The following is a 12,787-nucleotide window of genomic DNA, read 5'->3' as shown; positions in this document are numbered from 1 at the left end:
AGCTTAAGCTACCAGCGATTTTTTTATGTCAGCTAAGGTCCTCAAACTGTTTACATCAGCTACATCGATGCATAACGGCCATTTGCCCATCGCATTCTGCTTTCATCATATTAGTCGATTAAGGCAATCGTTTTAATTCACTCTAATCTATTAGCCAATTGCTATACTCTTTTAGTGCGTTGTTATCCAAGCCAAACAGACATGCCGGCATGGGTAAATCAACTTGTAGCTCACACGACTGCGCTGCAATCTTTAGAGTGAAATACCGTTTTTACTACAGGTGTAGAAACGTAAACGCAAAGGAACCTTATAATGAAAACACCACGTTTTAATAAAACCGCTGTGGCGATAGCCATGAGTATGTTGCTGTTGTCTGGCAGTGCCTTAAGTGACAATCATGGTAAAGCCGAAATGACCAAGCCCAAAGGTGCAGTGGGCACAGGCATGGCTAAAGAAGGCCAAGCGAGAAGTAATCAATTCTGGTGGCCGGATCAGCTGGATCTGTCTGCACTGCGCGATCATGATGCGCGTTCAAATCCCTATGGCGCCAACTTTAGTTACGCCGATGCTTTTAACAAACTGGATCTGGATAAAGTTAAACAAGATATCGATAAATTACTGACCACTTCTCAAGATTGGTGGCCTGCCGACTTCGGCAACTATGGCCCGTTTTTTATTCGGATGACCTGGCACAGCGCGGGTACTTATCGCACCCTTGATGGCCGTGGTGGCGCCGGTGGTGGTCAGCAACGCTTTGATCCGCTAAATAGCTGGCCTGATAATGGCAATTTGGACAAAGCTCGTCGTTTGTTATGGCCAATTAAACAAAAATACGGTGAGTCGTTATCGTGGTCTGATTTAATGGTGCTAGCAGGTAACGTTGCGCTGGAAAATATGGGTTTTAAAACCTACGGCTTTGCTGGTGGCCGAGCGGACGACTGGGAACCAGATATGGTGTACTGGGGGCCAGAAGTCGAAATGTTAGCCAGTGATCGTGAAGATCGCGATGGCAAGTTACAACGGCCGTTAGGTGCCACCCACATGGGCTTAATTTATGTCAATCCAGAAGGGCCAAAAGGCGTGCCGGATCCTATGGGCTCAGCGAAAAACATTCGGGTCGCGTTTGAGCGGATGGCTATGAACGACGAAGAAACCTTGGCGTTGATTGCCGGCGGTCACACTTTCGGTAAGATGCACGGTGCGCACAAACCCGCGGATTGTGTAGGTGCAGAGCCTGCTGCTGCCGGTATTGAAGAGCAAGGTTTAGGCTGGAAAAACAAATGCGGTAAAGGTCACTCTGAAGATACCGTCACCAGTGGTTTAGAAGGCGCCTGGACACAAGCACCAACGCGTTGGACTTCGCTGTATTTAAGCAATTTACTGAATTTCGAGTGGAAACAAACACGTAGCCCAGCCGGTGCTATTCAATGGATCCCTACTGATGAGTCATTACATACCGTAGTACCGGATGCGCATATTAAAGGTAAATTTAACCCGCCCGTGATGACCACCGCCGATATGGCGTTAAAAGTGGATCCGGAATATCGCAAAATTGCGGAGCGCTTTTTAGCTGATCCTGAAGAGTATCGTTTAGCTTTTGCTAAGGCTTGGTACAAGTTAACGCACCGCGATATGGGACCACCACGTAACTTCTTGGGTAAAGACGTGCCGCAAGATATCTTGGTGTGGCAAGATCCGATTGATGAAAAAACTAAATCGACCCTTGATGCCAAAGCCGTTAAAGATCTTAAAGCCAAGATTTTAGAAACGGGTTTAAGCGTGCCTGAGTTAGTGCGCGTGGCTTGGGCTTCTGCAGCCAGTTACCGGCAATCTGATATGCGGGGCGGCGCAAATGGTGCGCGTATTGCGTTAGCACCGCAAAAAGACTGGGCGGTGAATAACCCAGCTGAAACCGCCAAGGTGTTAGCGGCGTTAACCGAAGTGCAAAAAACCTTTAATGCGCGCTCTAATAGACGCCAAGTGTCGTTAGCGGATTTAATCGTGTTAGGCGGTGCTGCGGCGATTGAAAAAGCCGCAAAAGATGCCGGTTATACTGTTAATGTGCCTTTTACACCGGGTCGCGGTGATGCTACTCAAGCGCAAACCGACGTCAATTCGTTCAGTTTGTTAGAGTTAAGTGCAGACGGTTTTAGAAACTACTTTGACAGCAAAAACAGCTACCGCTCACCAACGGAAATGTTAGTGGATAAAGCCGATCAGTTAGATCTGAGCGTACCGGAAATGACGGTGCTAGTAGGCGGCTTACGGGCACTCGATGCTAACCACAGTGGCAGTAAACACGGTGTGTTAACCACTAAACCTGGCACATTAAATAACGACTTTTTCGTTAACTTGTTAGACATGTCAACCGTGTGGAAAAAGTCGGCTACCGATGGCGTTTACGAGGGCTTTGATCGCAAATCAGGCGCACAAAAATGGACGGCAACGTCAGTGGATCTGATTTTTGGGTCAAATTCAGAGCTGCGTGCGGTGGCCGAGGTTTATGCCTTTGATACCTCTAAGCAGAAATTCGTTAACGATTTCGTGGCGGCGTGGAGCAAAGTGATGGAGTTGGATCGCTAAGTCAGCGAAGCCATTTTGCTAAGTCGTCATACAACAAAGCCCTGTGGTTAACAACACAGGGCTTTTATTGTGGCAGTGCCGCAACAGCATCAGCGCAAAATTAACACATAATACGCAGCAAGCAGCGTCAATGGCCTGCTATGTTAGCGATGAAAAGCACCAGCCCGCTCAGGCTGATAAATAATCTCTTCAATGGTAATCGTTGACATATTGCCGCCAGGCAATGGCCAGTTAATCACATCACCGATCGACAATCCCAGCAAAGCACTGCCAACTGGCGCTAACACGGAGATCTGCTGACCGCTTTGATCTAAATCCTTCGGGTATACCAGCGTCAGTGTACTGGTTTTACCTTCAGCAAAGCGAAAGCGTACTGTTGAGTTCATACTGACCACATGAGGGGGCAGTTGTTCTGGTGCAACGAGTGTGGAACGCTCGATTTCTTGGCGCAAGGTCTCGGTCGCCATGCTCGTTGTTTTTTGCGCTCTTAGTAGGGCATCTAATCGATCATAATCCGTTGTGGATAACATAATGTCAGGGGTGTGCATTATAGGCTCCTTATTTTGCCATGTTGAACATGCAGTATGGTGAGTACTCGAAAATGTAATGGGTGACACAATAGCGATAAGTGAATGTCGGTATTAACCGTCTTGCCCAGCATGGCGCTACCCAGCGGCGACAGTAATGAGATGCGGCCCGAACGGTAACAAGCGTGAGCCGGTGCCACTAACTTTAACCAACCCCTTAAGCCGGTTTGGCCATTTTCTAATTCCACGGTGCTGCCTTGGCGGATCACCGTGTTGATATTCAGCTTAGGTTGGGTTTGGCTGTCGGCTAAAAAATGCAACGTATTTGCAAGCTGCTGTGCCGAAATAGGCAAAAATTCATGGCAAGCCAGCAATGCAACCCAGCGATTAACAAAAGTGTTTGCGGGGTCGGGATAACAGAAATGCATAACAACTCCAGTACAGAGCAGTAAAAATCTAGTTAATAATGAGGTATTAAGAAATCAATATGGGATCTTTAGCCGATTTTGCGCAGGGCAAAACCGGCCTAAGAATGGAAGGCGATAACGTTATGTGTGTGGCAGTGCGCGTTTGCTGTGCCAGTGCGGATTAAATGAATAGCATGCATGCAAACACCATAGTGTAAGCCTATCGAAAAGGCAAGTTGTTCGGCACTGAAGCGTGCGGTGCAAAATAAGGCGTTGATAAAAGCGAGCTCAGCTTAATGCTGCTTGTGAATATGCCGTGTGCGCTTTATGATCCGCTTGTTTTCTTGCTGTGTAAATTTACCATTTATTAATACTTGCAAATGAGCCCTTCATGACTAAAACCCGCTCTATGGTCACCCTTATTAGCGCCTTTATTGCTTTAACTCCGCTCACCACACAGGCGAGTAGCTGGGATTTTTCTGGCGGTGTCGTGCTGACACATCAACAAACCGATGAGCAACAGGTGGCAAATGAAACTGCGGCTTCAGCGGATTTACTGCTAACAAAACAGCAGCTCAGTGGCAGTTGGGTCATACATCTAGAAGCGTCCTCTAGCCCAAAAACGGCAGGGATCAGCCGTTTATTGCCCGAGGCTAACACCGATGCGGCTTCGGCTTTGTCCAAAGAGGATAATGGCCGCTTTCAGCTATCTGAACTTTTCTATCAACATCAATTTAGTGATCTGCAAACACTTAGCGTGGGTTTAATAGATATCTCCGGTTTTTTTGAACAAAGCCGTATTGCTAGTGATGAAGCCACACAATTTTTAGGCGCGTTTTTTACTGGTAACCCGCTGATTGAATTTCCAGATTACACTTTGGGCGTAGTATACGAACAGCATTTAACCGCCGGGCCAGTGCTTCGTGCAGCCTTTGCCAGTTCAAATGGTTTAGCCGATAACGATGCTCGCTCTTACTCGCAATTGTTAACGGTAAATGAAAAAGATAAAGGGGTGTTTGCCATTACCTCTATTTCATGGCGGCAAAGCGATTATTTATTCCGTTTGGGCGTTTGGGCCAATACTGCGGCCCATGTTCGTTTAGATGATAGCGACCAAGAGCAGGCTAACTATGGTTTGTATCTGTTAGCAGGTTATCAATTGGGTAAACACGCTTGGAATGTGCGTTTAGGTGCGGCAAATGATCGCGTCAGCACCGCGGGGGCCTTTGCTGGCGTCAGTTATCAGTTTAGCCACAACAATTATGTGTTAGGCCTTGCTATGGCGCGAGCCTATGTTGGGCAGCAAATTATCTCAGACGAGCGGCCAGTTAATGCTGACACCCAGCAGTATGAAATGTATTTACGCTATGCGATAACCCCGACCGTTTTTATTACGGCTGATATACAATCCATTGTAAACAGTGATTTTACAGCTGCAGAGGATCAGTCTAATCGTGTTAGCCAAGTCTATGGCGCGCGTTTAACATGGTTATTTGGTTAAGTGTAGATAATTGCGTACTTTCATAATGTGTCAGCAGGTTCTGGAGTGGTCGCATGCCGCCTTTTTATCTTACGCTGTTACCTGATTTACTGTTATTACTCGGCGGCATGGGCTTGCGTCGTGCTTTACCCAGTGCAACCTGGCAAGGTATTGATACCCTAAATTATTATCTGCTATTTCCGGCTTTAATTTTTGTTAGTACCTTACGCAGTGCACCCGCTTGGACTGATTTGACGATCATGGGGACGGGCGTATGGTCGGTTATTTTATTGGCTTGTGCCTTAGGGGCTATGGTGCGCCGTTGGGGGCCAGCGCGTTTTCTTGATTTTGCGGGGATGTGGCAAACCGCTTGGCGTTTTAATACCGCGGTAGCGCTCGCGGTGGTGCAGGTGTTTCCGCCAGACTATCGTGGTTTGATGTCGATTGCGGTCGGGTTAGCAGTCCCCTTAGCCAATATCTTAGCCGTAGCGGCGTTATCACGCGGCCAGCAGTTAACGAAACGGCATATACTTCGCCAGTTAGTTACCAATCCTTTTTTAATTGCCAGCCTCGCGGGTATCAGCTTTTCGTTATGGAATGTCCGTTTACCTGAACCGTTATGGCTTGCGTTAAGCAAGCTGGCGCAGGCGGCGATCCCACTGGCCTTGTTATCGATTGGTGCGGCAATCAACTGGCGGGCTTTGGCACAAATTACCCGTATTCAGCTAGCACTAAACAGCATTAAGCTACTGATTTTACCTGCTGTTATGTTGCTGGCTAGCCAATACTTAGGTTTAGCGGCAGCGCCAAGCGCCGTGCTGGTGTTATTTGCTGCTTTACCCACGGCCGCGGCTGCGCATGTGTTGGCCTCGGTATTTGGTGCTGATCGGCAAAGTGTGGCGACCTTAATTGCACAATCGACCGTTTTGGGTTGTTTGACCTTGCCGCTGTGGTTGCTTCTGATTCAACAGCTGATACTATCGTCCTAATTGGCAGCAATGCGGATAGCCGCTTTTAATCTACTTATCAAGGAACTCGTCATGGCAACAGCATATCGGGAATACAAAGTTTTACATATAGCCGAGGGCGGCTGTGGCACCATCTTTTTGGGCGCATCGGGATTACCTTTAAAAAAAGTAGAAGCCGAGTTAAACGCGCAGGCGGCACAAGGTTGGCAGGTGGTTTTTCAAGTGATTGAGCAAAAACGTTTTTGGCTGTTTTGGAGCCGTGAAGCGATGATCGTTACCTTAGGGCGTTAAATGCTCAAGCCGTTGCTGTTAAAACTAATCACTTATTATCGGCGAACCGGCGGTGGTCAGCGCTGGTTTGCGGTTGACTGCAATTTTGAACCCACCTGTTCTGCTTATACCTATATTGCAATTGAGCGCTATGGTGTGCGCCGTGGTGTGTTATTGGGTTGGCAACGGATCCGCCGTTGTAGCCAACATGATAGTTTTTGTAAATGTATCGAGCCGGTACCGGAGACTTTTGATGCTAAAGCAAACTGAGGTGGATGCTCAGGAAGAGGCGCTACGCTTGCGCGCAGCGGCCTTGCCCGATGCTCACCGCCAAGCCTTTTATCAAATAGTAAAAGACCAACTGAAAGATCCTGATACCTACGCTGCCCTGAACTGGTTTTTTGTAGCGGGTTTACATCACTTCTATCTGCGGCAATGGCTGCATGGTCTGCTGAATATCTTAAGCTTTACACTGGGTGTCGCGTTATTGTTTACCAGTGTTTGGTTGACCGGTATCGTGCTGATCCTGTTAGTGAGCGTATACGAGTTTTATCAGTTGTTCCGTGCCCAAATTATCGTGCAGGATTGGAATAATCAATTAATGAACCGATTACTGGATAGTGGTGATTATCTTAAGCAAAAAGCTGAACACCTTTAACTAAACCGCCATTTACTGATACCAAGCCAGTGTACTGTGTGATCTAACACACCACGGCTTGGTATGAACCCACTTACTGTTTTAATTGCTGCTGGAGTTACCTTATGCGCATTGTCATATTATTTTTGTTGCTCTGTTCCTGCAATAGCGTTGCCACGACGCAGTGGCAACGTTTAGCTGATATGCCACTTGCGGTGCAGGAAATTTATCCTGCAGCACATAACGGCAAAATCTTCGTTGCCGGGGGGCTTAGTGATAGCCTGGATATGAGCGTGCAGCAAATGACCGCACTGGTGCAAGTGTACGATCCTGCTACCGATAGCTGGTCATTAGCAGCAGAGTTACCTGCACCGCGGCATCATGCTTATTTGGTGTCGGTACAACAGCAGTTATTCCTGTTCGGTGGTTTTGTCGAGGCGAATGATGGCCGTTGGAGCGCCAGTGCAGATATTTTGCGTTTAGATGAAGCGGCTAAGCGTTGGCAAAAAGTGGGGCAACTGCCAAAGCCGTTAACCGAAACCACTGCGGTGGTGCTTGGCAATAAAGTGCATTTCGCTTCAGGTCGTTCACCGATTGCTCTAGAAAATGCGCAGTGGCGCGATCAAGCCGATGTGAACTGGCACTGGATCTTTGACCCTGCCACTTTAAGCGTGCAAGCGGCACCGGCACTTTCACAGGCGTTTAATAGCGCTGCTGCCGTTAATTTGGCTGAACAATTTTATGTCGTTGGTGGTCGGCAAGTAGGGGGCAGTAATTTAGCGCTGATGCAACGTTTTGATACACTAAGCGGTAAATGGCAAACGTTAGCCCCGTTACCCCAGGCGCAAGGCGGCCTAGCAGCAGCTGTGATTGATCAGCAAATATGGGTATTTGGCGGTGAGTACTTTACCGACGGCGGCGGTGTGTATAGCGACGCTTGGGCTTATCAGCCCGAAAGTAATACTTGGCAAGCACTGCCTGCCATGCCGATTCCACGGCATGGTTTAGGTGCCGTGACCTTAGATAACGTAATTTACGTGATCGGCGGCGCTACCACCGTGGGTTTAAAAGATACCTCAGCGGTATTACAAAGCGTGCGTAAGATACAATAGTGGTTTAAAGCTTTGTGGATAGCGTTTTTATATTGTTTTTGACCTGATGAGCAACGAAAACGGTAGCTTTAAACGTGCTGTTAATCTTAACCACGCAGACTTGTCAAGCCGTTGGGTTAGATAACTTTTAGCCTTTCGTAAGCCTCTCGCAATAAAAAAGCCTAGCAGCGCTACTTTAAGGCGTGCCGCTAGGCTGTAATCGTTTGTTGCTTTTATTGTAACTCGTTAGCCATTCAATAAAATACGTAATGAACGTGATTGCACTGCGGGTTCAGCGCTAGGCTGAGTCTGTGGCTGATCTTTATGCACTCTAAAGCGTGAGGCAATGCCATGCAGTTCTACACCTAATTGACTGAGATCTGAACTTGCCGCGGCGGTTTCTTCACTGGCACTGGCCGTTTGTTCTGCTATATCTTTAATACGGTTAATATTACGATTAATCTCCTCAGCGACCGTGCTCTGTTCTAAGGCTGCTGCGGCAATTTGATGATTCATCTGTTGGATACTGCCTATCGCGGCGGTAATTGTTTCAATAGAATTACTGGCTTGGTGTGCACTTTCTTTCGTGGTGTTAGCCAACGCATTGCTTCGCGCCATACTCGCAGTTGCTGCAGAAGCTTTTTGTTGTAAGGTGCTAATTAAATTTTCAATTTGTACGGTCGATTCTTTTGTACGAAAGGCCAAATTTCGAACTTCATCAGCAACTACCGCAAAACCCCGACCCGCATCACCGGCGCGTGCTGCTTCAATCGCGGCATTCAATGCTAATAAATTCGTTTGCTCTGCCACGCCTTTAATCACATCCAATATGGTGCCGATATTCGAAGTTTGTTGCATCAAGCTATCGATGGTTTCAGACGAATCTTGCACTTCAGTGACTAGATCATTAATTTGTTGCATAGCCGTTTTTATAACGCGCTCACTTAATGTTGCTTGTTCAGCCGAGGTATTCGCTGTGTTAGATGCATCTTCTGCGCTTTGTGCTACATCTTGCACGGTTGCGGCCATTTGATTCATTGCGGTGGCGGCTTGTTCGGTTTCTGCCCGTTGCTGACTTGCCCCTGCTGAGTTTTGTGTGGATACCGCTGCCATTTGTTCAGTTGAGCTGGCCAGTTGGCTAATGCCGGCGGCTAGCTGAGAGATAATCCCACGCAAATTCTCAGTCATTTTCTGAGTAGCTTGCATTAATTGTCCCAGTTCGTCATGGCGATCTTGAGGTAAGTCTTCTGTCAGGTCGCCGTCAGCAATTTTATTGGCCACGGTTACCACTTGTCGAAGAGGCGAAACAATCGCGCGTGTAATTAAAGCGGCTATACTAAAACCTAATAACAGGGCGATAATGGCTGTAACAATCACTAAAATTTCACGAGTTTGCGCCATACTCTCTAACCGAACCATTTGTCTAGACGCTGAATCTGTCGCATATTGCATGGTTAAGCGTGCATGTTCGCGCATGGCACTTTCTGTTTCTTTACCGTTATCAATGGAGGCTTGATAGGCATCAAATTGTTGTTGATAACGGTTAAGCTGTAAGGTTATGGCTTGAAGTTGTTGGCTTAAATCGCTATCCGTAACGCTCGTTCGTAACTGTTGTATTTTGCCTTGTAAGTTATCAATGTGCGCTTGCAGAATTTCTGCATCTGCAGTGTCTTGACGCATCACAAAGTTTTTCTCATCTTTACGTGCAGTTAACATTACCTTGGCGGCATTACCGGCTAAACTTGATAGCTGCAATGACGCACGTTGTGTTTCATCAGCATTTTGAGCAATTAATTGATAGGTTTGTTGGTTAAGCTGTTGTTCTATTTGATTGAGCATTTCAACGGTGTTTCGCGCTGCCAACTCCATCTCGTTTTGCCGTTGTAAATTTGCAGCCGTTAAACCTTCAAACTGTAAAAAGGATGTTTGATAAGCGCGTGCGCTTTGCTTTAAATCGGCAATAAGTTGTTTGCTTTCTAAGGTGGAAAACTCATTAGCGGCTAATTCTGCAAGGGCGATAACTTGATTAATGGTTTCTTTATTTAAGTTAGCGGCACTGCCATCTTGGCGAATAATAAATTCCTTTTCTTGCATGCGCGCCGTGTTCACTAGCGTATCAATTTGACTAACTTGGTTCACCAGCGCAAAACGTTCGACTATGCTGACCATTGACTGATAACTGACAATACTTATGCCGAGTAAGATCAATAAGACAATGCTGAAGCCACCGATGAGTTTTTTGCTAACGCTGAGGTTTAAGAATAGAGTGGTAACCCACATTTGATGCTCCTTTATCAATGTTGTTTGTGGTCAAACACGTGCCGATACTCCATGTCACGGTTGATAGCAATCAAGGTGTTATTGTTATAAAAAATAATAACCATAAAAAATGTAACAGAATTAAAGCGAATTACCATCAATTTTTTCTAATAAATGGAATTTTGTATTTAAGATGATTAATTTAGGTTTTTTTAAAGTAAATACTCTTATGATTTAATGACATTTTTGCACTATCAAGTTAGTTTGTTAGCCTTTTTTTCATGATATTTACCTATTGTTAGCTCGTTACTTTTTACTGTATCCGCTTCTTTTCGGTATAATTTGCCGCAAAACTCGATAAACAGAGCATGGCGACGAACTTACATTCGGTTTTTTATTGTTTCAAAGCGCTTTAACCTGCTGACCAAAGAGATTGAATTTTATGAAGCATCCCGCACCACATTTTTTAGCTTGCCTCGCGCTTTTTCTGCTGGTTGCTTGCCAACCTAAACTCGAAGAGCTTAAGTCTTCAACAGCACAACCCGCACAAGTTAAATTACGCATTTTAGAAACGGCCGATTTACATGCCAACATGCTGGATTTTAATTATTACAGCGGTCAAACCGATCCAAGTTTGGGCTTGGCGCGCACCGCCAGTTTAATTAAAGCGGCCAGGGCCGAAGTACAAAACAGCGTGTTGGTGGATAATGGCGATCTGATCCAAGGCAGCCCATTAGGTGATTACATTGCGCAGCGCGGCTTAGCAGAGGGTGAGATCCACCCGATCATGCTGGCGCTAAATACCCTTAATTATGATGTTGCTACCCTGGGCAATCACGAGTTTAACTTTGGCTTACCGTTTTTATATCAAACGCTGGCGGGGGCTAATTTTCCGTATACCAGTGCCAATATTTATTGCGCGACAACGCAGTGCCGCCCGGGTGTCGAGCAGGGCGATCATTTATATCCACCTTACATTTTGCAGCAAAAACAAGTTATTGATACTCAAGGGCAACCGCAGCAAATCACTATTGGCTATATTGGCTTTGTGCCGCCGCAAATCATGTCATGGGATAAACAACATTTACATGGCCAGCTGCGGGTAGACAGTATTATTGACACCGCAAAGCGCATGGTGCCCGAAATGCAAGCGGCCGGTGCCGATGTAATTATTGCGATTGCTCATTCGGGTTTGGGTCATACGGGCGCAGAAGTTGATCCGATGGCTGAGAATATGGTGTATGCCTTAACACAGGTACCCGGCATTGCCACGGTGTTGTTTGGCCACAGCCATGCAGTGTTTCCCGCGGCGCAATTTCAGCATCTACCTAGCACGGATATCACGCAGGGCCTGCTCAACGGTATTCCGGCCGTGATGCCAGGGCGCTGGGGGGATCATTTAGGTCTGGTCGATTTGACCTTGCAGCAAAACGCCGGTAAGTGGCAAGTGGTCTCTGCTCAAGCGCAAACTTTAGCGGTGTTTGACAATGCCACTCAGCAGCCGAATGTGGAGGCTGATGCTGCTATTGTTGCCGCTGTTGCTGAGGCGCATCAAGGCACTATGGCCTTTATGCAGCGTAGTATTGGTATGGCCTCTGCCGATATGTACAGCTTTTTAGCACAAATTCAGGATGATCCTACTGTGCAATTGGTTGCCGATGCGCAACGAGCGCGAGTGGCCGAGCTATTGCCGCCGGAATTGCAAGATATCCCGCTCTTGTCAGCTGCTGCGCCGTTTAAAGCTGGTGGTAAGCTTGAGAGCAGCAACGATGCTGAGCAATATATTCAAGTCAGCCAAGGGCCGTTAAGTTTTCGTAATGCTGCCGATTTGTATTTGTATCCGAATACTGTTGTCGCAGTAAAGTTAAACGGGGCTGAGCTCAAAGATTGGCTGGAGTGTTCTGCTAACCAATTTTTACAAATTGATCTGACGTCAACGGCGCCACAAACACTGATTAACTTGGCGCATTCAGCGTATAATTTTGATGTGATTGATGGCATCTATTACCAAATTGATGTTAGCCAACCAAGCAAATTTAATCAGCGCTGTGAATTAGTGAATGCATCGGCAAACCGCATTGTCGATTTACGTTATACCGACGCCAATGGCAAAGTGTATCGGGATGCCGAGTTTGCGGCCAAAAGCTTTATCGTCGCCACCAACAACTATCGGGCTTATACCGGCATGTTTGCGGGTACCGGCAGTGATAAGGTGGTGCTGGAATTACCCGACACCAATCGTGAAGCCCTGGTGGCCTATATTGAGCAGCAATCGCAGTATGATGCTGCCAGCGATCGTTATCTTAGTGCGGTGGATCCGCAAGCGGATCATAATTGGCGTTTGTTGCCACTGAAAAGCGCGGTGCAATTAGATTTGCGCTTTAAAACCCGTGATTCAGTAGCCGCGCAGCAGTTCATTCAGGCGAATCAGTATTGGCCAATGACGAAGCTGGCGAGCGACAATGTTGGCTTTGCGGAGTATCGGCTCGATTTGCAAGTGGCAGCGCCAGCTAATTAGACCTCGCTAGAGATTGTGTGCAGTTAAGAACGCTGTTGGCTAACGTT

General features: G+C 46.9%; 11 protein-coding genes. 8 read left to right on the top strand and 3 right to left on the bottom strand.

The window, feature by feature from the left end:
* The first annotated feature begins 312 nt into the window (after positions 1–312).
* Complete coding sequence (katG, locus tag L1N97_RS00355) at positions 313–2,583, top strand: catalase/peroxidase HPI (RefSeq protein ID WP_329605530.1); 2,271 nt, start codon at positions 313–315, stop codon at positions 2,581–2,583.
* 143 nt (positions 2,584–2,726) lie between these two features.
* Here katG and rnk read toward each other — a convergent pair whose 3' ends face one another.
* The gene (rnk, locus tag L1N97_RS00350) at positions 2,727–3,131 is read right to left on the bottom strand and encodes a nucleoside diphosphate kinase regulator (RefSeq protein ID WP_236128488.1); all 405 of its coding nucleotides are present in this window, start codon (positions 3,129–3,131) and stop codon (positions 2,727–2,729) included.
* Positions 3,131–3,538: a GreA/GreB family elongation factor gene (locus L1N97_RS00345; protein ID WP_236128487.1), complete on the bottom strand. Its 408-nt coding sequence runs from the start codon at positions 3,536–3,538 to the stop codon at positions 3,131–3,133. The genes rnk and L1N97_RS00345 overlap by 1 nt, the downstream gene beginning before the upstream one ends.
* 370 nt (positions 3,539–3,908) lie before the next feature.
* Between L1N97_RS00345 and L1N97_RS00340 the strand changes: the two genes are divergently transcribed.
* The 6 genes from L1N97_RS00340 (at position 3,909) to L1N97_RS00315 (ending at position 7,984) form a co-directional block, all read left to right on the top strand.
* Positions 3,909–5,018 (top strand): carbohydrate porin, encoded by a 1,110-nt coding sequence (locus L1N97_RS00340; protein WP_236128486.1) that lies wholly within the window; start codon positions 3,909–3,911, stop codon positions 5,016–5,018.
* Between the two features lie 53 nt (positions 5,019–5,071).
* Entirely contained in the window at positions 5,072–5,986 is a 915-nt protein-coding gene (locus tag L1N97_RS00335) for an AEC family transporter (RefSeq protein ID WP_236128485.1), read from the top strand.
* Between the two features lie 51 nt (positions 5,987–6,037).
* Complete coding sequence (locus L1N97_RS00330; RefSeq protein ID WP_229585076.1) at positions 6,038–6,256, top strand: DUF4177 domain-containing protein; 219 nt, start codon at positions 6,038–6,040, stop codon at positions 6,254–6,256.
* Positions 6,257–6,505: a membrane protein insertion efficiency factor YidD gene (yidD, locus tag L1N97_RS00325; RefSeq protein ID WP_236128484.1), complete on the top strand. Its 249-nt coding sequence runs from the start codon at positions 6,257–6,259 to the stop codon at positions 6,503–6,505. It abuts the gene before it with no gap.
* Positions 6,489–6,893, top strand: coding sequence for a TM2 domain-containing protein (locus L1N97_RS00320; RefSeq protein ID WP_236128483.1), 405 nt, complete (start codon positions 6,489–6,491; stop codon positions 6,891–6,893). Before yidD ends, L1N97_RS00320 begins: the two co-directional genes overlap by 17 nt.
* Before the next feature lie 104 nt (positions 6,894–6,997).
* Positions 6,998–7,984, top strand: coding sequence for a Kelch repeat-containing protein (locus L1N97_RS00315; protein WP_236128482.1), 987 nt, complete (start codon positions 6,998–7,000; stop codon positions 7,982–7,984).
* 225 nt (positions 7,985–8,209) lie between these two features.
* Here L1N97_RS00315 and L1N97_RS00310 read toward each other — a convergent pair whose 3' ends face one another.
* Entirely contained in the window at positions 8,210–10,243 is a 2,034-nt protein-coding gene (locus tag L1N97_RS00310) for a HAMP domain-containing methyl-accepting chemotaxis protein (RefSeq protein WP_236128481.1), read from the bottom strand.
* A 421-nt stretch (positions 10,244–10,664) separates the two neighbouring features.
* Between L1N97_RS00310 and L1N97_RS00305 the strand changes: the two genes are divergently transcribed.
* Positions 10,665–12,740, top strand: a complete 2,076-nt coding sequence (locus L1N97_RS00305; protein ID WP_236128480.1) for a bifunctional 2',3'-cyclic-nucleotide 2'-phosphodiesterase/3'-nucleotidase — start codon at positions 10,665–10,667, stop codon at positions 12,738–12,740.
* The last annotated feature ends 47 nt before the right edge of the window (positions 12,741–12,787 follow it).

The organism is Rheinheimera sp. UJ63, assembly GCF_021568285.1.
GTDB classification, from domain to species: Bacteria; Pseudomonadota; Gammaproteobacteria; order Enterobacterales; family Alteromonadaceae; genus Alishewanella; species Alishewanella maricola.
Note: the sequence above shows the minus strand (reverse complement) of the source record. Positions and strands in the feature narration are given on the sequence as shown.

Bases quoted from the DNA above. Each gene is read 5' to 3' on its own strand.
- katG (WP_329605530.1), top strand. From the start codon at position 313: ATGAAAACACCACGTTTTAATAAAACCGCTGTGGCGATAGCCATGAGT.
- rnk (WP_236128488.1), bottom strand. From the start codon at position 3,131: ATGCACACCCCTGACATTATGTTATCCACAACGGATTATGATCGATTA.
- L1N97_RS00345 (WP_236128487.1), bottom strand. From the start codon at position 3,538: ATGCATTTCTGTTATCCCGACCCCGCAAACACTTTTGTTAATCGCTGG.
- L1N97_RS00340 (WP_236128486.1), top strand. From the start codon at position 3,909: ATGACTAAAACCCGCTCTATGGTCACCCTTATTAGCGCCTTTATTGCT.
- L1N97_RS00335 (WP_236128485.1), top strand. From the start codon at position 5,072: ATGCCGCCTTTTTATCTTACGCTGTTACCTGATTTACTGTTATTACTC.
- L1N97_RS00330 (WP_229585076.1), top strand. From the start codon at position 6,038: ATGGCAACAGCATATCGGGAATACAAAGTTTTACATATAGCCGAGGGC.
- yidD (WP_236128484.1), top strand. From the start codon at position 6,257: ATGCTCAAGCCGTTGCTGTTAAAACTAATCACTTATTATCGGCGAACC.
- L1N97_RS00320 (WP_236128483.1), top strand. From the start codon at position 6,489: ATGCTAAAGCAAACTGAGGTGGATGCTCAGGAAGAGGCGCTACGCTTG.
- L1N97_RS00315 (WP_236128482.1), top strand. From the start codon at position 6,998: ATGCGCATTGTCATATTATTTTTGTTGCTCTGTTCCTGCAATAGCGTT.
- L1N97_RS00310 (WP_236128481.1), bottom strand. From the start codon at position 10,243: ATGTGGGTTACCACTCTATTCTTAAACCTCAGCGTTAGCAAAAAACTC.
- L1N97_RS00305 (WP_236128480.1), top strand. From the start codon at position 10,665: ATGAAGCATCCCGCACCACATTTTTTAGCTTGCCTCGCGCTTTTTCTG.